Raw genomic sequence first — 24,851 nt, forward strand, 5'->3', positions numbered from 1 at the left:
CTCCTAATATTTTTACTGAGTTTTCATTTACAAAATCTTGTGGAGCTACTATTCCTTGTGCCACCTCTTTATCGTATAATTTAAACGCCCCTTTTTCTTCGATTTTTTCTAAAATATCTTCTATATCAGTCTGATTAAGGTGAATAGTTTTTCCAATATATTTTTTTGGTTTTAGTTTAAAGATTTTCTTTGTAGCATAGTCATTTTCTAAACCAAATTTAAGAAAATCTTTTAATTGAGACTCTGTTATATCCTTGTCTTTTAATATTGATACTTTAGTGTAATATTCTTCATGCGGTTCTTCAACCTTTTGCAGTAGAAAAATCATTGTTTGAATAGAGGCTGATTCAAAAACTTTATAATCAACAAAATCAATAAAAACCTCTAATTCTGTTTCTTCTAAAATTTTATTTCTTAAAATAGAAGCACCTGAACTTGTAACCCAATTATTTTGGGCTATAAAACTAATAGTACCTTTTTGTTTTAGTAAATCAATTCCTTTACAAGCAAAACCATACCAAATGTCCATTTTTCCCTTATAATAGGGAGTTTCTCTAAAACCGTCAAAAGCTTTTCTATTTTCGTATTCTTTTATATACGGCGGGTTGCCTACTACTATATCAAAACCTATATAGTTCCCCTCATCATCTAAAACCTGCGGAAACTCAAAGCGCCATTCAAAAGCATTTTCATAAATTTTATTACTATTGATAGCTTCTATTTCGGTTTCTATCTTTTCTATAGCTGACTCTAACTGCTTTTTATGCTTCTCTTGTGCGGGTGTAAGGGCATCCTGAAAGAGCTGTGCTGACTCATATTTTAAAAAATACTCCGTCTTAAGTTTTTGCAATTCTTTTACCTCTTTGCTATTCTTGTTTATTTCAGTACGGAAATTATTTTTAATTTTATCTATAAAATGTTCTAACTCCCATTTTTGTTCCTTATTTTCAGCATTTTGGTATTTATGGAAAGCATTTTTATACTCTGCTATCGATATTTTAGTCTTCTTTAAAGCTGTTTTCAGGTCAGTATCAAGAGGAAAACGACTTAATAAAGAGTTACCATTCTTGATATTGATATCAATATTAGGCAAAGTCTCTAATTCAGTAGCATTTTTGTAATAGGCATTCTTCAAAAGCTCAATCCATAAACGCAAACGACAAATTTTTACCGAATTGGGATTAATATCTACCCCAAAAAGGCAATTTTCAATAATAGTCTTTTTCTCATTAAAAAGTGTTTTTTGCACTATTTGGCTTTCAGTGTTCTTAGGGTTGTAGCGGAAAAAGCGTTCGTTATTATCAGCTTCATATACTAAAAGCTCATCGTTTTCTATCTTTATTTGGTGATGAATGCGGTTTTTATGTTCGTCTTGCAAAATCTTCAAATCACTTTTCATCGCTATAAACTCATTAAGGGCAGAAACCAAATAATGCCCCGACCCTACTGAGGGGTCACATATTCTAATTTGGTTAATAATAGCATTAGCTTCCTCTCTGGCTTCTTTATTAAAAGGGTCGATACGGTCTTTTAGTTCATCGAAGTTATTGAGGTGCCAACCTTTTATTTCGTTGAATTTCTGTACAGTAGCTTTGCGCAATGACTCTTCACACATATACATTGTGATGATACCTGGGGTGAAGAAAGAACCATCTTTATAACCATTGATTTTCTCAAAGATAAGTCCTAATACAGCCGCATTGATAAGAGTTTTGTTTTCTTCTTGAATCTCAACAGAGCCTTCACTACTAAAATCGTACGCATCTAAAAAATCGAGTAAATATTGCAATGATTTAACAGACCCAGTACGTTTCTTGCCTTGTGTATCTTTTAGCACTGTAGTAGGCAGCAAAGGGATTGTTTTATCATCGGGGAGGTTACTTATAAGCAAAGTACTATGCTCTAATTCAGTAGGCTCAAATAATGAACTATTAAGGTAAGGTATTTTTGGATAGGCAGCTGCAATTTCCTTGCTTCTATCATTGTAATCTTTGGCTAGAACTTCAAAAAATAAGCGTTCCAAAATATCATACTCAGTTATTTTGTTGAAGTTCAAAAACGCATAGTCTTGCTCATTATCTTTATGATAGGCAATAAGCTGTGCTTCTAACAATTTAAGAAAAAGTACTCTATTAATCCAAGTAATATTGAGTTCTAAGGCTACATTAAAAAGGCGTTCTTCATAAGTTTCGCCATAGGCAGCGGCATTTTTTAGTTGCTTAATTTTATTGAGGCTGTGCAACTTAGAAATGGTTTCTTCTAACATTGTACCCTCATTGCGTTCACCCTCTTTAGGTCGTTCAATAAGTATCTGTCCGCCGTTTTTAGTTTCAGCAAGCCCAATAATATGAAGCAGTTCAGCATAAAAACCTTTATCTAAAGTATTACTATCGTTTACAAAAGGTAATTTTAGAAGATGTTGAGGAGATAAGATTTTGTACAGAGGGATTAACTCATTATCATCTTGCGAATTATCATTTTCAACAATACTTTGAAAATCTTTAAGATTGAAATAAGTATAGTGAAGTTCCTCTTTTACTTTCTCAATAAAAGGTTGTGCTATTTCTTTGTAAAAATGTTCAGTTTTATTACCTAAAGCAGTACCATTAATAAAATCAGTATAGTGTTTTACAAGAGCTTTATTTTGGGCAAATAGCTTTTCAAATATTTGAGCATCAAAAATAAACCACTCATACACGTTAGTAATGATAAGGTGTTTTATATCAATATTTTTCTGTGTAATGCGCTCACCTAAAAAATACCATACAAGTTCTCGTAAAGCCTTAGCATTCAAGTTTTCACAAGTCACCATTTCCGATTTATTAGAGAACTTTTTAGTCTCAATAATCACCCCTGCAGTATTATCAGGTAGCGCTCCATTGCGAATAACAAGGTCTTTACGCTCTTTAGTATTCATAAAGTACGCTTGCTTATAGTAAGTATCTTTAAGAAAGTCAGAAATTAGGTTCTTATTGTACTCCTCGCTTTCATTATCGTTAATGAGAGTAAAAAGACGTTTAAAATTAGCTTTAAATTCGTTTATTTCGCTTCGGCTTGGTTTAAGTTTTAGAAAGGCTTTATTAAGAGCAGTTATAATATTATTCATTAGATATTAATTTTGACAGCCACAAAGATAAGGGTTATTTTTTAACCCACAAATAAAAATCTCTTTTTTGCACCCCACCCGTCCCACCTGTCTCATAATCGCCCGTGCGGCTCGCACTCCCACCCGTCTCACCTGTCCCACCCGTCTCACCTGTCCCACTCGTCTCACCTGTCCCACTCGTCCGACTTGTCCCACCTGTCCCACCTGTCCCACTCGTCCCACAATCGCCGGTGCGGCTCGCACTCCCACTCGTCTCAGCCCTCTCAGTCCTCCCAGAAAAATTTAACACTTTTTATTAAATATCTTTCAATTATATCTTAAGTACAGATTGAATATACAATAAATATAGGTTGACTATAGAAAGAGCGAAGAACCACCGTTATCAAATCGATAACAAAAAGACCAAAACATTAAGAATAATGCAATTTTTATAATCTCTGCATACCCATTAATAACCGACCACTTGCTGCAACACCTCTAATGACTTGATTTCTTTAAAATTAGGATAATGCCACTGATAGTATTTCAGCAGTTGCAGCAAAAGGGCATTCCGGTCTTCGTGGCGACTCTTAAGGGTGTTGAGTTCGCCAAAGGGCGTATGTAGCAGGGTCGTCAGCAAGCTAAGGGTATGCCCAGCGATGTGGTGGGGCGTGCTTTCAGTAGCGGTAAATATCCCCTCTTCAATGTTGAAATAAGGCAAATGGTCGTGAGTAGTGTCGGGATAAAAACCTAACAGACGCGTAAGCGATAGTAAGAACTTCAGATGAAAATGAGGATTGTAATCGGTAGTGTCTAAGCGGTATAGTTGCTCACTAAGGAAGTCAAACAGAGGAATATCAGGGGTATCAGGCTGACATATCTGGGCACATACCTCTGATAAGAAGATAGTTACCACGCTCTTATATGGGTGGGTATGCAGGGTGCTGTAAGGGTGTATTACTTTAGCTTCTTTGATATAACTCAGCGCCCCCTCTTTGTAGGTCGCCACAAGGGCTAACTGTGCCAATGGCTGAAACAACCCTACCTTTAGCGCACTTTTAGAGGGCTTAAGAATACCTTTAAGCAGATAGCTACAACCGCCATACTCACGCGTAAAACACCTGACAATAAGACTGTTGTCAGCATATTTCATCGCAGAGAGCACAAGAGCAGAAGTTTTCTGATACATAGTGTAATTAAAAAATTAGAAAATTAGCAGATTAGAAAAATTTATGAGTGCAAAGATATGAATTATCTGCTAATTTTCTAATTATCACATTTGCTAATTCTCAAATTTTCTCATTAGCAAATTGGCAAATTGGCAAATTAGTTCGTATCTTTGCCCCCAAATGAGCAAGAAAAAGAATATTATTATAGAAAACGTGTCGGTTATCGATGCGGGTGCCAAGGGGAAAAGTGTAGCTAAAGCCCCTGATGGACGCGTTATTTTCGTAACTAATGCCGTACCTGGTGATGTAGTCGATGTGCAGACTACTAAAAAGAAATCCGCTTATTATGAGGGGTTTGCAGTGAAATTCCACCAGTTGTCAGCTGAACGTACTACCCCCGTATGTTCACACTTTGGGTATTGCGGAGGCTGCAAATGGCAAGATTTGGCTTACGAACGTCAGTTGTATTACAAACAAAAAGAAGTGGAGAACAACCTTGTGCGTTTGGGGCGCATCGCTATTCCTCAACTGATGCCGATTATAGGCTCAGATGATATTTATTTCTACCGAAATAAGATGGAATTTTCGTTCTCTGATATGCGCTGGCTTACTCCTGAAGAGATTAAAAAAGCTGACGAAATAACTGATAGAAACGGATTGGGCTTTCATATTGCAGGAGCTTGGGACAAGGTATTAGATATTAAAAAGTGTTACCTGCAAGCCGTCCCATCTAATGCTATCCGATTAGAAATCAAACGTTTTGCTTTAGAAAACGAAATGAGTTTCTACAGTCCGCGTATGCAACAAGGACTATTGCGCTCAATGATAATAAGGCTGAGCTCTACAGGCGAGTTGATGGTCGTAATACAGTTTTTTAGCGAAGATGAGAAAATTGAATTACTATTGGCTCACTTAGCCAACCATTTCCCTGAAATTACTTCGTTGCAGTATTGTATCAATAGCAAAGGCAACGATGCGCTATACGACCAAGATATAATATGCTATAAAGGGCAGGACTGTATTTACGAAGAAATGGAAGGCTTGCGCTTCAAGATAAATGCAAAGTCGTTTTATCAGACGAACTCTAAACAAGCGCAACGATTGTATGAGGTAGCGCGCGACTTTGCCGACCTAAAAGGCGATGAACTGGTATACGACCTTTATACAGGCACGGGTACTATTGCGCAGTTCGTAGCCAAACGCGCTAAACGAGTAGTAGGGGTTGAGGCTGTACCTGAGGCGATTGCCGATGCAAAAGCCAATGCTGCAGCAAATGGTATCGACAATGTTAGTTTCTATGTAGGCGATATGAAGAATGTGTTCAACGAGGCGTTTATAGCAGCTAATGGTGTACCCGATGTTATCATCACCGACCCGCCACGAGATGGTATGCACAAAGATGTAGTAGCGCAAATACTGCATATTGCTCCAGCTAAAGTAGTATATGTCAGCTGCAATAGCGCTACCCAAGCCCGCGACCTTGCGCTAATGGATGAGCAATATAAAGTGACGAAAGTACAGCCCGTAGATATGTTTCCACAGACTTACCACGTAGAGAATGTAGTGCTCTTAGAAAAGCGATAAATAGATTTATCTGAGAATAATAAGCTCTCCGTTTTTATCAAATTTGATAAGACGCGAGGGCTTTTTTGGTGCTGTATCATCCTGACGATAAGGCACTACATAATCGCATTGCGCAACAAGTGTAGCAGGAATATCAGCAAAGCACATAGGAGTAGGCTGCCCACTGATATTAGCAGAAGTAGAGACGATAGGTTTCCCGAAATGGGCAATCATTTGCTGACAAAAAGGGTCTTGCACAAGCCTTATAGCTACCGTATTATCAGCGGCAATAACGTTTGTGGCTAATAATTGAGGATTTTCGTAGATAATAGTAGTAGGTTCAGTTACTTTTTGAAGATAATTGAGTATATTTTGGGGTAAATCAGCTATATAATCTCGCAACATTGTTATACTACTGACTAAAATAATGAGACTTTTGCTCTCACTTCGCTGTTTTATGGTGAAAATACGTGCTACAGCAGAGGCGTTAGTGGCATCACAACCTATCCCCCATACAGTGTCAGTAGGGTATAGTATCACCCCTCCTGCTTTTAATATTTCAGTTATTTGCTGGTAATTTGGCATTAGTTTTGTATTTTTGCCGGCAAATATACAGATAAAATGCTTACTTCTATCATATCATTCTTTAAAAGTTTTTCATTTTTCAAAGGAATACTCAAAACAATAGCAGTGCTCATACCGCTGGGCTTAGGCTATGCTTTTGATGTATTAGAAATAGGTCTCCCTATTGCCCTTAGCGTGGTAGCCATTTCTCCTAGCGATATACCTGGTAATCAACAACACCTATACGGAGGTTTGTTGGTGGCTACTTTGTTGGCAGCTGCCAGCTCGGCACTGGTCAATCTCACCGCTCCTTATTGGTATCTGCTGCTGCCCACTATGTTTGTGCTCACTTTTGGCAATGCTTACATTTCCTTATATGGGCATCGGGCTACGATGGTATCGTTCGCAGGATTGTTCGAGATAGCCTCTACTTTAGCCCACCTCCAAACGGGCTGGAATATTGCGCTCTATAGTGGCTGCATACTATTCGGTGGACTGTGGTACAGCGGCTTAGTATATATCTTCTTAAAAGTACGCCCGCGTTTATATAGTGAACAGTTATTAGGCAAGTGCTTTGCACTAACCGCCAATTTCTTTTCTATCAGAGCTGATTTATTAATATCTGAAGACAGAACTGATGGGTTCAAACAACTCATAAACCTACAGACAAGCCTAAATGAAAACTACGAAAAGCTACGCGAAGCCGTATTAGACTCCAGAAGCAAATCGGGTAAGACTGACTACCTACAACGGCAATTCCTGATGTTTATAGAGTTGGTCGATATTTTTGAATTAGCATTAGCAAACCCTGTTCAATATGAAAAAGTAGATATACTTTTTGCGCAACACAAAGCTGATTTAGAGAAGTATGTAGCATTTCTTAAGGAACTGGCAGAAGAGTTGAAGCGAATGTCAGAATATATAGGGTCGCGCAAGCAGATAAAGCTTAGCAATAGGCTGAAGGAACTGCTTCTAGAGGCTAAAGAAACGAATGAAGTACTACGGAAGCGTGCAGAAACCTCTGAAGAAGATAGAGAGCGTTCACTTATGTTGCGTAATTTCTATATTTACATAGAAAATCAGTATCATTCTGTTGAGAATATCCGACTAATATTCGAAAATTACTACAACAGCGATGCAGGGGTACGCGATGAGAACACTTACCGAAAGTTTGTGAGTTATCAGAACTACTCGTGGCGGAGGCTTAAAGACCATATATCGCTACAATCCACCTTTTTTAGGCACGCTATGCGACTCTCAATAGTAGTGATATTAGGGTATTTGATAGGAGAAATCTTTACTATTAATAATGCATACTGGATAATCCTCACTATATTTATCATTATGCGTCCTGGTTTTGGTATCACACAAGAGCGGTCGCTTAATAGGGTATATGGTACTATTATAGGCGGAATAGCGTCTTTTGCGGCTATTTACCTCCTTCCCTACCCAAGTTTGTACCTATATATAGCTATTATTTGTATGCCAATAGCCTTTGGTCTTATACAAGAGAACTATATGTATGCCTCTATTTTCATCACCATTACGGCTATTTTTATTTTTGCGCTTATCACCCCCAATGTCTATGACCTCATTTACGATCGACTATTAGACACAATCATAGGGGTAGCACTATCATTCGGGGCTAATTATCTTATTCTACCTACGTGGGAGCACAATACTTACCGACAAGCAGTAACCAAATCAATAAAGGCGAATATAGGATATTTAGAGCAGGTAAAAGTGATTTTCAACACCGAAGAAGGTATTACTACTGCTTATAAAGTATCGCGAAAAGAGGCAGTATTAGCACTTTCTAACCTTAATACTACCTTTCAGCGAATGCTACAAGAGCCTAAGTTTATGCAAAATCGCAATCCCTCAGTATACGGTATTATAGTGATACAGCAGTCTTTTTTGGCTTCGGTAGCCTCTTTCGGCATACGGCTGAACAGTAAGAAAGTTACTTTTCCAAAACCTGTGTTCAACAAGGCTATAGATAGCCTCATACAGTCGTTACAGCATACCTTAGCTCTACTCACTCAGCAAGCTCCCCTCCCTCCTTCTATCGATTATAAAGCCCCTATTGACCAACTACAGACAGCTGTCAAAGAACTGAGCGAGCAACCTACTGATACTGAAAATCTCCCTATTTCAATGAGAGAGACTCAGTTTTACTTAGAGCAATTTAACTATCTATTTGGCTTAGCTAAGAACTTAGAGCAAGGAGTTATTTCAGTTAGTAAATAAAAAACAGGCTACCAAGTAGCCTGTTTTTTTCAATTGAAACTTATAAATATTATATACGCTCTACAAATAGTACAGAATCTTCTATAGAAAGTATTTTTACCATTACATTCGAGGGGATACGTGCTCCAGCTGTCATAGCCTCAAGCTCGTGCATTGTACCTCTTACACTAATAGTTATTTTTCCCCTCCCTGATTTATTTTCTGGTATTGGTACATATACTTCAGCCGTTTTGCCTATAGTTTCAGAGAGCTTGAAAGTATTATCTTCTGAAAGCCTCATTAAAGCTCTTATGATCAGAAAGAAAAAATAAACAAATAATCCTCCTACGGCTACCGCTAATAGTATAAGTAGCGTTTGGTTAGGTATAATTTTATAGAATGAAATACCTGTCCAACTAAAACCTAACAAGAAATTCATTAGGTTGCGGAAAGAGAAAAGCTGAAAAGGAGCATCTCCTCCATCAAAATCGCCGTCAAAGTCGGCAGAAGTACCATCAGAGGCATCAGTACCTATAAAAGTAAGTACCATCTGAATGAGGAAAATGATAGTAACTGGTATGGCTACCAACCAAAATCCTCTAAGAAGTAAGTCAAGATTGTTAAAAGCTTCCATATATCTAATTGTTTGATTACAAGTATTTAACGTATATTTTTAGGATCTACACCAGCATCTATAATAGCTTGGCGTATATTAGCAAAAGTCTTTAGATTAGCTTTGCCTTTCACCATATCATAATTATTACCTTTCTTGAGGAAATAGATAAGATTTGCTTGTCCGCCAAAGGCAGTAGGCTTAATCTGCTCTATTGAAGTTCCCTTCTTCAGTGCTGTAAAGAAACTGCTGTACTGTGTTACACGGTCTTCTATTTCTTTGCGCTCCTGATTAAATTCATACATTATCAAGCTCCAATCTTTAGCATCTAAACGTTTTAGGTTTAGTTTCACTCTATCTACTATTTCTTCTGAACAAGACTGAGAGTTAAAACGTTTAAGATCAGCTATAAAGTCATTGGTTAGCTTAGTATTAGTTGCCTCTGGCCTAGGTGTATTTCTATTATTTCGTATAATGGTTTTTGAAGGACGTGTTTCACTCGTCCCCTCTGTCTTTTCTACCCTATCTACTGGTGCAGGAGCTGGCATAGGTGCCTCTGTCACACTCTTAGCAGGAATCGCTGCTTTTTCTGGTTTTGAAGATGGAACTGCTAAAGGTTTATTTTCTTTAGACTTTGGTGTACTTACTACAGTGTTTGTACGAGGTACTTCTTCCACCTCCTCTTCGTTTTCACGCGCTTTAGTTTGTGAAATTATATCTTGTATATCTTTCTGATAAGAGATAAGCTCACTCTCACCTCCTTTCATATAAGGACTCAAAATACTATCCACTTGTTCGCTGTTGTAAGCTGAATAGTCAAAATCTTTTAAGAAATTATCCCATACAGCTTTCTCAAACTCAGGGCGAAGTGTCTCTGTGAGGTAGTGTTGCCTTTTAGCTTCAGCTAAGAATAGAGTCCCTTTGGGGTCAGCGTGGGTATCTTTCCAATGAATCACATTAGCAAGGAAAGAACGTGCAGGCGAAAGTACTTGTACTTTAAGCGTATCTTTTGTTCCTTTTTCTACCATTTGTGCCAATGAACTTAGCTGTGTCTTGCTAAGCGAAAGCGTATCTTTTCCCTCCTCAGCAAAATCAATAATTATTTTGGTTTCTGTAAGGGGGAAACTCTTCTTCAGCTGTATACAAGTATTATCTATTTCATAGGTACGTTCATCTATATTAGTCAGAAAATGAATATCGCTTATCTTGCTTTCTGACGAGAATGCTACATACGCCTTTACAGGATCTTTGAGCATAGGGAATATAAACCAATAGCCTACCCCCACTAATGATAGTATAAAGACTACTATTGAAGCTATTTTAAGCCAGAAAAAGCGTGAGCGGTGCGGTACTACACCTTCATCATCTTCTTCTATTGAGCCATTCTCATCTATTACAGCTAACTGCTTAGAAGTAGACATTTTAGGGCTCTCAGAGGCTATCATATGCAGATTATAGCTATCACTAAGTTCGAAGTTTATCTCTCCACTCTTTGATATGCTAATTGTCTTCTGATTCTCCTGATTTTCAAACTCAAAGTGATAAAGATGCTCTGGTAATACTATCTCTATAGGCGAGTCACTGCGTAGTGTTTTACTAAAGAGTACTCCATTTATTTTCAGTGCAATAGCTACTATTTTATTTGATACTATAGTAAAATGGTACTTCTCAAAAGACACAATTAGTGGTACCCTATCATCTACCATATAGTTACTCTTAAATACAATACCATTATAGCTCAAGTTGAATATATTATGAGCTTCCTCACCTTTGAATGAAAAATAACGCCCTTTGCTATCAGAAGAAAGTTTAGCTTTAAAATTATTACTTTCTAATGAAAGAAAGTTGATATACTTCTCGTATTCACGTTGGGGAGTTTCTATATATACTTTAAACTCTTTATCTGCAAAAGGAATAGTATCCAAAGCATAATTATCTTGCACTCGCTTTATGTACCCCTTCTTAATACCTTTTTTAATAGTATCGTGAAAAGAGAACATCTGCTGATAGCGCGATTTTTCAAGTAATAACTCTACTGTATCATCATCAGAAAAAGACTCATTAGCATAGGTAGCACTTACATCTTTCCCATTTTTCATAAAGGCTAATACCTTCAGATTAGTTCCAGAGAGTAGGAATCGTGCACCTCCAGCAGCAGCTGCAGTTGTTTCGGTAGCAGCAGTACTCCTTTGCATAGCATATTCTGGAAACAAAAAGTCAATACTGTAAGCACGAGGATCTTCTACAAACTCCTTTCGCAAGAATACTACATCCTGAATACTCTCGAATTCAGGTCGATAAGGCATATTGAAATACTTATCTACTTCATAGATATCAGCATACGGAAAAACTTTTGGAGAATAAGGTAAGTCTAACAAACAAGATTTTGAATTGGTCTCTTCTACCAATTGTTTTTCATAACCACGCAATAGATTGAAATAAGGGAATATATCCTCTTTCTCATTCGGTATAGGAGTATTATCATCGTAGTTTATATGCTCTGCGAAATACATATCCATCAGAAGGTTTAGCACTTGTCTAACCCCTTTCCACTGTAAATAATGAGGTATGTAAAGCGAAATAGCTATATACGCCCCGCTCTGCCCATTTACATCGCGAGACGACCTATACTGGGTGTATATCTTATAATTCTGAGTAAACTGTAATGTATAGAAATCTATGCGAGGAGTGTGAATGCGTATAAAAGCACTAATATCTTTCAACCTATTTTTTACTTCTAGTAGTTGAAAGTTCACCCCCTGCGAGGCTAAAACCTTACAGCCTTGCTTATACCCCCAAATGGTGAGACCTATAGTATTGATTTTGGATTCCATTGAACTGAAAATTGCTAAAAAACTGGTACAAAGGTATGCACTATTTTTTTAAAATGCAAATAATATGTGTAAAAAAACACCTACAAAGGTATAAAGTCCTTATATTACATAGCTTTTCATCTTATAATAAAAGAAAAAAATACCTATAAAGGTTGCCCTTCATAGGTATTCAAAAATTATAATTGATATGAACTATTTTCCTAAGAAAAAGATCTTAATTCTGAGCAGCAACTTCTTCAGCTACAACTTCTGCTTTAGGAGCCTCTGCTTTCTCAGTAGGTTTAGCTTCTACTTTAGCTACTTCGGCTACTACTTCAAATGGGAAATCAACGATTACTTCGCGGTGTAGGCGTATTGCAGCGTTGTATTTACCTGTACGTTTAATAGTGTTACCAGCAATAGAGATAAATTTCTTATCAATATCGTGACCTGCCTTAGCTAATTCTTGAGCTACATCACCATTGTTGATAGAACCGAACAATTTATCACCAGTACCTACTTTAGCTACTATCTTCACCGCTAATGCCAATAGAGCTTTAGCTGTTTTCTTAGCTTCATCAATGATATGTTGCTCTTTGAAAGCTTTTTGCTTCAAGTTTTCAGCTAACACCTTTTTTGCTGATGGAGTAGCCAAAATTGCAAACCCTTGTGGGATTAGGTAATTACGACCATAACCGTTTTTAACAGTTACTACATCGTCTTTAAACCCTAAATTATGTACGTCTTGTTTTAATATAATTTCCATATTTCTCTACTCCTTGTATTATTTTAATAAATCGGCTACGTAAGGCATTAATGCTAAATGGCGTGCTCTTTTTACAGCAGTAGCCACTTTACGTTGAAATTTCAATGAAGTACCTGTAAGGCGACGAGGTAGTAATTTACCTTGTTCGTTTACGAACTTCAATAAGAAATCAGCATCTTTGTAATCGATGTATTTGATGCCCAATTTTTTGAATCGACAATATTTCTTTTGTTTAGATGTGTCGATGTTTAGTGGAGTAAGATATTTAATGTCTCCTTTTTTTTGTTCTACTGCCATTTTCTTACGCTTTTTTAGTGTTTAACTTTGCTCTTCTCTTTTCAGCCCACGCAATAGCGTGTTTGTCAAGTTTTACAGTGAGATAACGCATTACACGTTCATCACGTCTGAACTCTAATTCAAAGGCATCAATTACTTCACCAGCTACTTTAAATTCAAAAAGGTGGTAAAATCCGCTTTTTTTGTTTTGAATAGGGTAAGCTAATTTTTTCAAGCCCCAATTCTCTTTTGATACAAATTCTGCACCCCTTGAAGTAAGAAAATTTTCAAACTTTTCTACTGCTTCCTTTATCTGTGTTTCAGATAAAACGGGATTCAAAATGAAAACAGTTTCGTATTGATTCATAAATAAATTGATATTAATTCGGCGCAAAAGTACTACCTTTTTTATTAACTGCCAAATTTTTCTCGATATTTTTTCTATTTTCCTCGCTATTACAGCTGATTAGCATAACTATCAAATAAATATACCGGTAGTTTTTCGCCTTCAAAAGTAGCTGATTCTAAATCTTTTAACACTTCATCTTTCTTCCCCACTACTATAATTCTCATTTGGTTGAGTTGAAAATACTTTTCGGCTACTCGTTGTACATCTTCCTTAGTTACAGCATTGATATTGGTGATATAATTCTTATAAAAATAGGGCGATAACTGACGTGCTTTGATATTAATAGCATAATTGGCTATAGTTTGTGGGCGTTCGGTAGCTAGCACAAACTGTCCTAAATATTGCGCCTTAGCTTGTGCCAACTTCTCCTCGCTAACTGCCTCGCACCTAATGCGTTTTACTTCTTTTAGTGTTTCTATCACGGCAGGGGTCGTAACTGCATTGCCTACACTGGTTTTGATATTGAAAACTCCTTTAGTCCATTTATCGGTCTTAAAATAAGAAGAAGCCCCATAAGTATAGCCGTTTGCCTCTCGCAAATTCATATTGATATAGCTACCAAAATCGCCTCCTAATATACTGTTGGCTATAAGCATTGCAAAATAGTCAGGGTCATTCATCTGCAAATCTATTAGGTTAGTGATGCGTATTTCTGACTGCACTGCATTGGGAAGGTCGATAAGGTTTATTTGCGTTTCAGGTACGTTTTCAGGCACATAGAGTGTTTCTTGTGGGGTACTGACAGCCTGCCATTCGCCAAAATAGCGACTCACTAAACGGTATACTTCAGCAGGATCTACATCGCCAGTAATAACTAAATAGGCATTATTAGGCACAAAATGAGTGTGATAATATTGGTGTACATCTTTCAAGCTAAGCGCTTTAACATTTCTCTCTGTTATGTACTCTCCATAAGGATGGGCTGTAGTAAAACTCAAAGTCTGCTGTACCCGCTTACTGATTGCCTCTGCATTATTTTCGTTAGCTCTAAGACTTTGTATAATACGCGCTTTTTCTCTTTCCATTTCCTCTTCTTCAAAATTGGGGTGCAGTGCTGCATCGGCTATAAGTTCAAGCACCCTAGGGAAGTATTTTGAGAGCGTTTGTGCCGATACTCCATTAGGCAATATCGAAATATCAGCTGCCAAATAATCTATCTCTTCATTGAAATCGTCTTTGGGTATAGAGGTTGAACCACTACCTGCTAAAAGCGAAATAAGGTCGTAGACCCCTTTTTTATCGCGTTCGAGAGTAGGAGGCTCATCTAATGAAAGTCGCAAACTGACTTGCGGAAGTTTGTGATTTTCAACAATAAGCAAAGTAAGTCCGTTAGGCAATATATGAGTGATAGGTGTACCCAAGTTGATAATAGGAGCTTGGGCAGGCATAGGTTGTTTTGAGCGATTCATCAGTGTATTAGTTAGTGGGTAAATAATCGAGTTCGAGACGTTTGTTTTTATCTAAATATTTGCGGGCGGCATTGCGTATCTCTTCGCGCGTGATACTGCGATATTGGTCTATCGCCTTATTGATAAAGTGAGTATCATTATAAAAAGTATAATGGTCTGCTAATGAAAGGGCTATCCCTTCCATATTGTTATGCTGACTCACAAATTGGGCTTCTATTTGGTTTTGTAGTTTTTCGTACTCACGCTCGCTAATAAGTTCAGTTTGTAGTTTTTCTATTTCCTCATCTATCTCTTTACCCAAAGTATCTAAACTCACTCCGTCCATCGGGAGAGCCCCCATTATATAGGTACCATAATCCTCTTGGGCATCAGAGAAAGCTAACACTTGCAAAGCTATTTGGTGCTCATCTATCATTTTCTTGTAAAGACGAGCACTCTTGCCGTCAGTCAGCAGATATGAAAGCATATCTAAGGCAAATGAGTCTCTATCCTTCATAGCAGGGGTGCGATAGGCATAGAGTTTTAGCGGTATTTGTATATTGGGGTCGTAATCAGTAGCCTTAATAGTCTCGGTTATAGGCGCTTCTTCTATCTTGCAGCGGTGTATCTTCTCGCCTGTATTGGGGATAGTACCAAAATACTGTGCTATCCACTGTTTAGCGTGCGTTTTATCAAAATCGCCTGCCAAGACTAATACTGCATTATTAGGATTGTAGAATTTCTTTTTAAAAGCGATAAACTCTTCGAGTGTTGCGGCATCTAAGTGTTCTATTTTACCAATTACGGTGCCGGCATAAGGGTGTTTTTTAAACAGATGCGGATTGATAGCCGAACGATACATTATTTTGCCATAGGGAGCATTGTCTATACGCTGGTTTTTCTCCTCTTTCACTACCGCATTTTGGGTGCTAACCCCTATTTCATTGATAATGGGGTGCAACATTCGTTCAGCTTCCATCCATAAACCTAATTCTAAGTTGTTAGAGGGAAATACCTCGTAATAATAAGTTTTATCTTGGGTGGTGAAAGCGTTATTATGCCCTCCGTTAGACGATACTATATCAAACCACTTTCCGCGCCCGATATGCTGTGTTCCTTCAAAGAGAAGATGCTCAAAGAAGTGCGCAAAGCCCGTACGTGTAGGGTCTTCGTCTTTTGCCCCTACGTGATACATCACCCCAATAGTTACTACGGGTGCTGAATTATCCTGATGTAGGATAACGTGTAAGTCATTGTCGAGTTTGTATTCTTCAAATATAAATTCTTTTGCCATTATAATATTTGCCAATTAAAAAACTTTGCTTGAGCTAAGAAAACTCAAGCAAAGTTAAACAAAATATTTTATTCTTTATAAATGCTTACAGATTAGCATTGATAAGTTCTTTGATTTTAGCCTCAGAAGGACGTGGAGCAGAGATGCTGATAATCTTACCCTCTTTGCTTATTAAGAAAAAGCGCGGAATACCTGTAAGGTCGTAATTCTCAATAAAGTCGCGGTGAGCACTAAGGTCGATGTGAAGTTGAACACCTTGCATTTTTTCTTCAGTTACCATAGCTTTCCAAGCCTCTTTATCTTTATCAACTGATAGGCTTACGAAAGTAATGTCTTTACCTTTGTACTCTTCTTGTAACGCTTTCATAGCAGGAAGTTCTTGCAAGCAAGGTTTGCACCAAGTAGCCCATACATCTACATATACCAATTTACCTTTTAGGCTTTCGTAGTTTACGGCTTTGCCATTGATATCTTCAGCTTCAAAACCAGCAAAATTACTACCTTCTTTAGTTTTCTCAATAGATTTTAAACGTTTGTCAAGTTCTTTTATAGCTGCAGTATCTTTTACATATTCTTTGATAAAACTTACCATTTGTTGGTTAATTTCATCGGCATTACCAGCAGATACTCCTGTAATAAAGTAGCGTGCTAAGTCTTTTTTGATACTAGCAGATTTAAGTCCTTTTACGTGGTCTATCAGTTTACCCCAAGGGTTAGCTGCGTTATCGTCGTACTTATCAAACAAATTGTTGAGTACCAACTCTTTGTAAGTATGAAAAGTATTGTAATCTTCGGCGTTATCATAGTCTAACTTAGCCACTTCGTCAGCAAACTCTTTTGGTAGTTTTACTTCCTCACCAGAATAGCGTTTATGAGCTCTTTCGTAAACACTTTTAGCATAAAGCATTTCGTAGTTGATAGCTTTTTCTTCTTTTTTTACAAAATCCTTAGGTAGGTCTTTTGCTTTTTTCAAGAAATCAGTGTATTTGGCAGCGTATTGTTCAAGACCTTTTTTAAACTCTTCAGGTTTTTTAGCAAAAAGTTGTTGTACATCTTCTGAATTTTGCAATTCCATTACAAAATCAGCTTTCTTTTGCAAGTAAGCACTGGCGATAGTATCTTTACCAGTGAACTTAACAGTGAGTGGCATTTTAGATAAATCAATATTAACACCCAATTCATCACCTTGCTGTAAGTAAAGCGGAATTTGAATACCCTGAGGGTCTATAAGGGTATAATAGTTGGTAGGCACGCGAAGGGTATCGCGGAAAGTGCCATCAGGCATTAATTTTATGGGACTTTCTACCTCACCTCCTACTAATTTAAGGTCAAGAGGCATTCCGTTTAGACCGTCTACTTTACCGGTCAGTACAATGTAGTCAGCTTTGCTTGAGCAAGCCGCCAAGCCTAGTGTGGCTAATGATAAAATAAATAGTTTTTTCATTATGATTAAATATTTCAGATTACAAAGGTACAGCTTTTTTTTAATCTACCAAAAAAATTAACAATTAGCATTATTAATGAGTGCTTTATTTATGCGTTTTATTAAGCCTGCCCCCTCGTATATAAAGCCGCTGTAGAGCTGTATGAGCGAGGCTCCTGCGGCGAGTTTTTCTAAAGCGTCTTCCTCACTAAAGATACCTCCTACCCCAATGATAGGAAATGTGCCCCCACTCTTCTCGTGCAAGAAACGTATCACTTCAGTAGAGCGCTGTTTTAGAGGTTTTCCACTAAGTCCGCCTGTTTCTTGTCGGTTAGCCGATATGAGGTGCTCGCGCGTAATGGTAGTATTGGTAGCAATTACTCCTGCTATATGCGTTTGTTGTACTATCTCTATGATGTCTAACAGCTGGTCATCAGTTAAATCGGGAGCTATTTTTAGCAAGATAGGTTTCTGTTTAGCTTTCTGATTGTTAGCTGTTTGCAGGGTGGTGAGCAATGCCTTTAGCGGTTCTTTTTCTTGCAAGGTACGCAAATTGGGAGTGTTAGGCGAACTCACATTGACCACAAAATAATCAACATAGTTAAACAGCGCTTCAAAACACGCCATATAGTCGTCTACAGCCTGCTCATTAGGAGTGATTTTATTCTTTCCTATATTGCCCCCTATCAGTACATTAGTATTCTTTTTAAGCCTTTCGACGGCAGCTGCTACTCCCTCGTTATTAAAGCCCATACGGTTGATAATCGCTTGGTCTTCTACAAGGCGAAAAAGGCGTTTGGGTGGGTTGCCCGATTGTGGTTTGGGGGTGATAGTACCAATCTCTATGAAACCAAACCCCATATTAGATAGTTCTTTGTATAGTTTGGCATCTTTATCTAAGCCCGCTGCTAAGCCCACCGGATTTTTAAAGTGTAAGCCAAAGACTTCTCGATGTAGTGCAGGGTGTTCTACCTGATAGATAGCGCGAATGAGAGCTGGCACACCAGGTAAGCGATGTATCCACTTTAGATAATTGAATGTAAAATGGTGAGCCCTTTCGGGGTCGAGCTTGAAAAGCAACGGACGGATAAGAGATTTATACATAACACTAAAAAAGAAGGTTAAAGACAAGCCAAAGCCCTCCTTAACCTCCTAAATAATTTTAAATTTTAAAACACTTAAATACTATAGCGAGTGGGGAGAACAGGATTCGAACCTGTGAAGGTAAAACCAGCAGATTTACAGTCTGCCCTCGTTGGCCGCTTGAGTATCTCCCCTTTGTTCGGAAACGGGTGCAAAGGTATAGCTTTTTTTTTATATTGCAAATTTTTAGTAAACTTTTTTCAAGAAATTTATATTTTATAGATATTAATTTTTTGATAAGGGTTCGGTAATCCTTCGGTGATCCTATAATGTGTGTATATCTAAAGTAAAGGGAAAGTACAGAATAATTTTTTTCTTTTTTTACCCTTACCGTTATGATATTATTATCAAAACTATTATCTTTGCACCCAAAACAGTATTATGAACTTTAGTGTTACACCTATTGGCTATCTTGAAACACCTTTTGAGACAGTAAACAATATGCCTATACAACCCTCTGTAGTTGCTTCTTCTGAAGGAAAAGCCATATTATACCACGAATTTGCCGCTGGTCTTAAAGATTTAGACGGTTTTTCGCATATAATTCTCTTATTCTTACTTCACAAAATAGAAGGCTATCAGTTAGAAGTTGTCCCTTTTATGGATAATGTGCCACACGGGGTATTCGCTACTCGTTCGCCTAAACGCCCTAACCGTATTGGTATGTCGATTGTGAGATTGGAACGCATTGAGGACAATATCATTTATTTTAAAGGAGTGGATATGCTCAATGGAAGTCCGTTATTAGATATCAAGCCTTATTATTCTTATTTTGACAATCGCGAAGACGTACGCAATGGCTGGTTAGAGGGGAAAGTGTTGCCCCCTGAAAAGCTAAAATCAGACAATAGATTTAACAACAAATGACAAACGACAAATTTAAACGCCGTTTATTATTGACGGGGTTGCTTGTGCTGGTAGTGGTGCTCTGTTTATTATCGCTGAGTGTGGGGAGGTATCCACTGCCTATTAGCGATATTATCGGCTTTGTTTTCGGACAAAAAACAGTAGACGAGCATACCGCTTTGCTCCTTACCGAAGTGCGCTTGCCCCGTATATTGGCTGCCCTTTTAGTAGGGGGAGCCTTATCGGTATCGGGGGTAGCTTATCAAGGAATGTTTAAAAACCCGCTTATCAGTCCAGATATATTAGGTGTGAGTTCGGGGGCAGGTTTTGGAGCGGCTTTGGCAATACTGCTTTCGTGGAGTATATTAGGAATACAACTATCGGCTTTTGCCTTTGGATTGGCCGCTGTACTCATAGCTTTGGCATTGAGCAAACGCATCAGCGGAGTGCACAGTCAGGCATTAGTATTGTTGCTTTCGGGCATCATCACTGGAGCTATGTTTGGAGCATTTATATCGCTTACTAAATACATAGCCGATGCTGAATATAAATTGCCCGACATTACCTTTTGGCTGATGGGCAGTCTAACGAATGTAACCGCTACCCAAGTGCTCACCATTACCCCTATCGTGCTATTGGCAGTGCTACCGCTTTACTTTTCGTCTTGGCGACTGAATGTGCTTTCGTTTGGCGAAGATGAAGCCCACACTATGGGCGTGCAGGTACAGCGGTTGCGCTTAGTGGTTATACTCTCGGCTACACTGCTCACCGCTACAGTGGTCTCTATCACAGGATTAATAGGCTGGATAGGGTTAGTAGTACCCCATATAGCACGTTTTATCATAGGGTCGGATAATCGGTATTTGCTACCCGCTGCCTTTATGTTGGGCAGTAGTTTTCTTATTGTTATAGACCTGCTATCGCGTACCCTCTCGGCACTCGAAATCCCTTTGGGTATCATTGCCTCTATCATAGGAGCCCCTATCTTTTTCTTTGTTCTCAAATCAGTTAAAAGCAAGCAGAGCGTATGGGAATAACAGTGCGTAATTTATCAGTAGGCTACCAAAAGCCATTGCTTACGGGCGTGCATTTCACCTTACAAAAAGGAGAAATACTATGTGTTTTGGGCAGAAATGGGTCGGGTAAAACCACTTTATTTAAAACCCTTTTGGGGCTACTACCCAAGCACGCAGGTGAGATACTTATTGACGATGTGCCTCTTGATTCTCAAAACCCTAAACACCTCGCACAAAAAATAGCTTATATACCCCAAGCGAGGAAGATAGATTTCGCGTTTACCGCTTTTGAGGTAGTACTTTTTGGGCGTACCCCTCACCTGCACTACTTTGGATTTCCTACAGAAAAAGACAAAGCTATAGCTGCTGAAATGATGCAACAGATAGGCATATGGCACCTAAAAGATAAGGCTTTCTCGCAGATGAGCGGGGGTGAACAGCAACTTACTATCATAGCAAGAGCCCTCACCCAGCAGCCTACCTATATAGTTATGGATGAACCCACCTCGGCACTTGATTTTGGCAACCAACTGAAAGTGCTGCAACAGGTGAAAGCCCTACAAAGTCAGGATATAGGTATTATCCTTTCGACCCATAATCCTGACCACGTTTTCCTTTGCGATTCGAAAGTGGCGGTAGTGAAAGACCATACTATAGCTGCACTTGGCACTCCTGATGAAGTGATGACCGAGACATTGTTAAAAGACCTCTATGAGGTAGAAATAAAGATTATTAATCAAAAAAACAGAAAAATATGTTTCCCGTTGTAATAATTGGTATGGGACCTGGCAACCCTGAGCTGCTGACCTTAGCAGCCAAAAATGCTCTGGAAGAAGCAGATGTTATCCTCTTTGATTGTATGCCTGATGATACGTTGCTGAAGACCTTTCAGTTTAAAGGTGAAATCATAGCCATTGACAAGAAAACCGACCCTACTGCTATGGTAGACACTATGGAAAAACACTACTGTGCAGGCAAAAAAGTATGTAGGCTAAAACCTGGCGATGCGCTGATGTTTAACGGAGGTGGTAAAGAAGTACGTGCGCTAAAAGCTAAAGGTATAGACTTTCGTATGATACCCGGTATTACGGCTTCGTGTGCTGCGGCTAATATCTTTGCAGTGCCCATTACCGAAATGGACGAGAGCGATGTGTCGGTAAACTTCGTATATCACGATAACGAGACGAACCATAGTCTGCTAAAGGATTTGGCTGGCATACTGAAATACGGTAGTACCATACACATTTACTTTGCTAATACCGACTGTATAGGGCAAATTGTTGAAATTATTACTTCAGTAGGAGTAACACTTGATATGCCCGTAGTGGTAGCCTCGCGTATTTCGGCAAAGGACGAGACCTCAGTAAAAACAACTTTGGGCAAAGTAGAAGCTACTCTGCACGCTTTAGATATGAAGCGACCTATGCTGTTTATAGTAGGTAAATACGTAGAGGTACTCTCAAAAAAGCAGATTATTCCTTTTTTAATGACAAGTGAGCATTAACATTTTTATTACATTATGTTTGCATATTCATAACGTTTTTGTACCTTTGCACCGTGAAAAGAGTTGCGAAAGCACTCTTTTATTTCGCAAAACGTTATGTTTTATATCGCATAACATATTATAATTAACTAATAATTAAACCATTAATCATTAGATGAAACGTTTAGTATTTTCAATTACTCTGCTCTCTGCAGCTGTAGCAGTACAAGCACAAGAGAAAGTAAAAGACACTATAGCAGAGAAACATTATGACCTGCAAGAGGTAACCATTTTGGGGAAACCTAAAGAAAAAGTAGCACTTGTACCTACCCAAAAACTACAAGCTTCTACTATTCAGAACAACAACAAAACCAATGTAGTAGATGCTCTTAACTTACTACCTGGAGTAAGCATCTCTCAGTTTGGTGCTCGTAATGAGGGGACTATCTTAGTGCGTGGATTTGACAACCGTCGTACCCCTGTATATTACGATGGGATTCCTATTTATGCCCCTTATGATGGTAATTTTGACCTTAGCCGTTTTCTTACCTACGACTTAGGAAATATTTCAGTTGAAAAAGGTTTAGTATCAGTAAAATACGGTGCTAATGCTATGGGGGGTGCGGTAAATATCGTATCGCGTAGCCCTGAAAAAGAATTGGATATCAATGGTACTTCAGGCGTTGGTTTTGCTGATGGTACAGGCGTAAACTCTTACTTCACAGGGCTAAACGTAGGCACTCGTAAAGATAAGTATTACGCTATGGTATCGGGGTCGTTTAACAAACGCGAAAACTTTGTACTTTCTAAAAATCTTGCTCCTAATGATTATCAGGAAGCAGGAGGAAAACGCTTCCACTCAGGATATTTTGATAAAAAAATAAGTGCTAAGATAGGTTATACCCCTAATGAAACCGATGAGTATGCTTTAGGTTTTGTAAACCAACAAGCTAATAAAGACATTTCATTTAACATATACTCTATTGGAAATAATAGTTGGAGAGATTATCCTATCTATAACAAGACAAGTTTGTATGCTAAAACTAAAACTAAGATAGCTCCTGAGACTTTTATGTACTTTACAGGTTATTATGACAAGTATTACAATGAAATGCACCAATATGATAACCACTTGTACCGCACTATGAATATGAATTATACTTTCAAGAGTATTTATAACGATTATTCAGCAGGAGGTATACTTACATTCAGCACACTAGCACTTAATCGCAATGCTATTACCCTTACCATTAATGAAAAGTATGACCATCATAAAGAGCATAATGCTGAAGTAGCTGCCAATCCTGCTATAGGACAAATTTTTAAAGAAGGTGAGCCTGAACAATCTTATAAAGACAATACCTTTTATATAGGATTGGAAGATGTTATCACTCTTACTGATTGGCTAAATGCAGTAGTAGGTGCTTCATACAACCAACGTAAAAACATTCTAGCACAAGAGTATGGTACTCACTATCTCACAGGACAGTCAAATGTATTTTATGATTTCCCTACAGGTAGCGACAGTGCCTTCGACTTCAAAGGTGGACTTATTTTTAAACCTGTTGAAAATCATCAAATCAGCCTATCAGCCTCTAAACGCTCTCGCTTTGCCTCTCAAAAAGAACGTTACTCAAGTAGATTTGGCGGACAGAAGCCTAATCCTGATTTAAAATCAGAATATGCAATTGCCTACGATCTTAGTTATACTGGTAAAGTGTTAGATAACAAATTACAATACGAAGTATCAGGCTTTATCAACGATGTAACTAATGCTATCTTTGGCTATACCGTAGGATATAATGATAGAGGACGTGTAGAATATAATATCAATATAGGTAAAGCTCTTTTTCAAGGATTTGAAGCTGGATTCGGTTATGCTCCTGTAAAATACTTTACACTTGGTGCTAATTACAGTTTTATAGAAATGAAAGATAGAACTAAAAATAGCAACAATAAGTTTGTAGATGTTCCTAAATATAAAATAGTAGGTTTTGCCACTATCTCAGTACCTGAAATTAAAACCCAATTATACGTAAATACTGAAACTTATGGTAAACGCTACCTAAACAGCCAAGGTACCCAAGAAGCTCCTGATTTTACCCTTGTAAATGCTAAACTCAATGTGAAACTTTACAAAGGTTTAGACTTTAACTTTGGAGTAAATAACCTTTTAGACAGAGATTATTATTGGTCTTATGGGTTCCCACAAGCAGGACGTAACTTCCTTACAGGAGTATCGTATAACTTTTAATTTTTGTTTTTACTCTTAATAGAAATGCTTTGATAGCAATCTATCAAAGCATTTTCCCTTAAAAAATTATTAATGCTTAATTATATAATCCAATGAAAAGAATTTTTTCAACATTATCTTTTATGGCCATAGTTATAGCCTTAACTGTAGGCTGTGATAAAACAGATGAAAACGAAGTACCTAATATTCCATTAGAAGTAAGTACTCAAAGTGTTTCAGTAGAGAAAGGGAAAGTATTTCCTGAAGCTAAAAAAGGAGGAAATAAATCAAATGAAAAATATGATTTAAATTCAGTTCCTGAGCCGCCTATGCCTAGTAAAAAGAAAAAAGATGGTGCAGTAGCTCCTACTATTACTGCAGGTAGCGGAGATTATTCAGTTAGTATCCTTAATAAAAATATAGCTACAATAGTACTAAAAGAAAATAATGCAGCTATTTATGTTACAGGTGTTGAAGTAGGTACCACTACCATTGTAGTAACCGATAATTACACTAAACAAACTAAAGAAATAGGTGT

General features: G+C 37.9%; 21 protein-coding genes and 1 tRNA gene. 8 read left to right on the forward strand and 14 right to left on the reverse strand.

The window, feature by feature from the left end:
- From HMPREF9074_RS00225 to recO, 3 genes are all read right to left on the reverse strand, one after another.
- Positions 1 to 3,106 (reverse strand): DUF7149 domain-containing protein (locus HMPREF9074_RS00225; protein ID WP_052141349.1); only part of this gene is annotated, 3,106 nt, incomplete at its 3' end.
- A gap of 34 nt (positions 3,107 to 3,140) precedes the next feature.
- Positions 3,141 to 3,395 carry a hypothetical protein gene (locus HMPREF9074_RS00230; RefSeq protein ID WP_034539209.1) on the reverse strand — a complete coding sequence of 85 codons (255 nt, stop codon included), beginning with the start codon at positions 3,393 to 3,395 and terminating at the stop codon, positions 3,141 to 3,143.
- Between the two features lie 159 nt (positions 3,396 to 3,554).
- Positions 3,555 to 4,274 carry a DNA repair protein RecO gene (recO, locus tag HMPREF9074_RS00235; protein WP_009392228.1) on the reverse strand — a complete coding sequence of 240 codons (720 nt, stop codon included), beginning with the start codon at positions 4,272 to 4,274 and terminating at the stop codon, positions 3,555 to 3,557.
- A 160-nt stretch (positions 4,275 to 4,434) separates the two neighbouring features.
- Between recO and rlmD the strand changes: the two genes are divergently transcribed.
- Positions 4,435 to 5,838 carry a 23S rRNA (uracil(1939)-C(5))-methyltransferase RlmD gene (rlmD, locus tag HMPREF9074_RS00240; protein ID WP_009392227.1) on the forward strand — a complete coding sequence of 468 codons (1,404 nt, stop codon included), beginning with the start codon at positions 4,435 to 4,437 and terminating at the stop codon, positions 5,836 to 5,838.
- A gap of 6 nt (positions 5,839 to 5,844) precedes the next feature.
- On the opposite strand, the gene HMPREF9074_RS00245 is transcribed toward rlmD, so the two are convergent.
- Positions 5,845 to 6,402: an L-threonylcarbamoyladenylate synthase gene (locus HMPREF9074_RS00245; RefSeq protein ID WP_009392226.1), complete on the reverse strand. Its 558-nt coding sequence runs from the start codon at positions 6,400 to 6,402 to the stop codon at positions 5,845 to 5,847.
- Positions 6,403 to 6,438: 36 nt separating this feature from the next.
- Between HMPREF9074_RS00245 and HMPREF9074_RS00250 the strand changes: the two genes are divergently transcribed.
- Positions 6,439 to 8,631 (forward strand): FUSC family protein, encoded by a 2,193-nt coding sequence (locus tag HMPREF9074_RS00250; protein WP_009392225.1) that lies wholly within the window; start codon positions 6,439 to 6,441, stop codon positions 8,629 to 8,631.
- 49 nt (positions 8,632 to 8,680) lie between these two features.
- On the opposite strand, the gene HMPREF9074_RS00255 is transcribed toward HMPREF9074_RS00250, so the two are convergent.
- From HMPREF9074_RS00255 to HMPREF9074_RS00300, 10 genes are all read right to left on the reverse strand, one after another.
- The gene (locus tag HMPREF9074_RS00255) at positions 8,681 to 9,244 is read right to left on the reverse strand and encodes an NfeD family protein (RefSeq protein WP_009392224.1); all 564 of its coding nucleotides are present in this window, start codon (positions 9,242 to 9,244) and stop codon (positions 8,681 to 8,683) included.
- A 26-nt stretch (positions 9,245 to 9,270) separates the two neighbouring features.
- Positions 9,271 to 12,057 carry a hypothetical protein gene (locus HMPREF9074_RS00260; protein WP_009392223.1) on the reverse strand — a complete coding sequence of 929 codons (2,787 nt, stop codon included), beginning with the start codon at positions 12,055 to 12,057 and terminating at the stop codon, positions 9,271 to 9,273.
- Between the two features lie 214 nt (positions 12,058 to 12,271).
- Complete coding sequence (gene rplI / locus HMPREF9074_RS00265; protein WP_009392222.1) at positions 12,272 to 12,802, reverse strand: 50S ribosomal protein L9; 531 nt, start codon at positions 12,800 to 12,802, stop codon at positions 12,272 to 12,274.
- Positions 12,803 to 12,820: 18 nt separating this feature from the next.
- Positions 12,821 to 13,099 carry a 30S ribosomal protein S18 gene (gene rpsR, locus HMPREF9074_RS00270; protein WP_009392221.1) on the reverse strand — a complete coding sequence of 93 codons (279 nt, stop codon included), beginning with the start codon at positions 13,097 to 13,099 and terminating at the stop codon, positions 12,821 to 12,823.
- A gap of 4 nt (positions 13,100 to 13,103) precedes the next feature.
- Positions 13,104 to 13,445, reverse strand: coding sequence for a 30S ribosomal protein S6 (gene rpsF, locus HMPREF9074_RS00275; protein WP_009392220.1), 342 nt, complete (start codon positions 13,443 to 13,445; stop codon positions 13,104 to 13,106).
- An 89-nt stretch (positions 13,446 to 13,534) separates the two neighbouring features.
- On the reverse strand, positions 13,535 to 14,896 hold the full coding sequence (locus HMPREF9074_RS00280; RefSeq protein WP_052141350.1) for a M16 family metallopeptidase: 1,362 nt from the start codon (positions 14,894 to 14,896) through the stop codon (positions 13,535 to 13,537).
- A 7-nt stretch (positions 14,897 to 14,903) separates the two neighbouring features.
- Positions 14,904 to 16,169: a M16 family metallopeptidase gene (locus tag HMPREF9074_RS00285; RefSeq protein WP_009392218.1), complete on the reverse strand. Its 1,266-nt coding sequence runs from the start codon at positions 16,167 to 16,169 to the stop codon at positions 14,904 to 14,906.
- A gap of 85 nt (positions 16,170 to 16,254) precedes the next feature.
- Positions 16,255 to 17,613, reverse strand: a complete 1,359-nt coding sequence (locus tag HMPREF9074_RS00290) for a TlpA family protein disulfide reductase (RefSeq protein WP_009392217.1) — start codon at positions 17,611 to 17,613, stop codon at positions 16,255 to 16,257.
- A 57-nt stretch (positions 17,614 to 17,670) separates the two neighbouring features.
- Entirely contained in the window at positions 17,671 to 18,696 is a 1,026-nt protein-coding gene (locus tag HMPREF9074_RS00295; RefSeq protein ID WP_009392216.1) for a quinone-dependent dihydroorotate dehydrogenase, read from the reverse strand.
- 91 nt (positions 18,697 to 18,787) lie between these two features.
- Positions 18,788 to 18,869: transfer RNA gene (locus HMPREF9074_RS00300), tRNA-Tyr, on the reverse strand.
- 247 nt (positions 18,870 to 19,116) lie between these two features.
- Between HMPREF9074_RS00300 and tsaA the strand changes: the two genes are divergently transcribed.
- The 6 genes from tsaA to HMPREF9074_RS00330 all read left to right on the forward strand — a co-directional run.
- Positions 19,117 to 19,602 (forward strand): tRNA (N6-threonylcarbamoyladenosine(37)-N6)-methyltransferase TrmO, encoded by a 486-nt coding sequence (gene tsaA / locus HMPREF9074_RS00305; RefSeq protein ID WP_009392215.1) that lies wholly within the window; start codon positions 19,117 to 19,119, stop codon positions 19,600 to 19,602.
- Positions 19,599 to 20,618, forward strand: a complete 1,020-nt coding sequence (locus HMPREF9074_RS00310) for a FecCD family ABC transporter permease (RefSeq protein ID WP_009392214.1) — start codon at positions 19,599 to 19,601, stop codon at positions 20,616 to 20,618. Before tsaA ends, HMPREF9074_RS00310 begins: the two co-directional genes overlap by 4 nt.
- On the forward strand, positions 20,609 to 21,367 hold the full coding sequence (locus tag HMPREF9074_RS00315) for an ABC transporter ATP-binding protein (RefSeq protein WP_009392213.1): 759 nt from the start codon (positions 20,609 to 20,611) through the stop codon (positions 21,365 to 21,367). The genes HMPREF9074_RS00310 and HMPREF9074_RS00315 overlap by 10 nt, the downstream gene beginning before the upstream one ends.
- Positions 21,352 to 22,101, forward strand: a complete 750-nt coding sequence (locus HMPREF9074_RS00320) for an SAM-dependent methyltransferase (RefSeq protein WP_009392212.1) — start codon at positions 21,352 to 21,354, stop codon at positions 22,099 to 22,101. Before HMPREF9074_RS00315 ends, HMPREF9074_RS00320 begins: the two co-directional genes overlap by 16 nt.
- A gap of 154 nt (positions 22,102 to 22,255) precedes the next feature.
- Entirely contained in the window at positions 22,256 to 24,334 is a 2,079-nt protein-coding gene (locus tag HMPREF9074_RS00325; RefSeq protein WP_009392211.1) for a TonB-dependent receptor plug domain-containing protein, read from the forward strand.
- Positions 24,335 to 24,426: 92 nt separating this feature from the next.
- The coding region (locus tag HMPREF9074_RS00330; RefSeq protein WP_156961094.1) for a pilus assembly protein N-terminal domain-containing protein at positions 24,427 to 24,851 on the forward strand (425 nt) is incomplete at its 3' end.

The organism is Capnocytophaga sp. oral taxon 329 str. F0087 (assembly GCF_000213295.2).
In the GTDB taxonomy this organism is placed as follows: Bacteria; Bacteroidota; Bacteroidia; order Flavobacteriales; family Flavobacteriaceae; genus Capnocytophaga; species Capnocytophaga leadbetteri_A.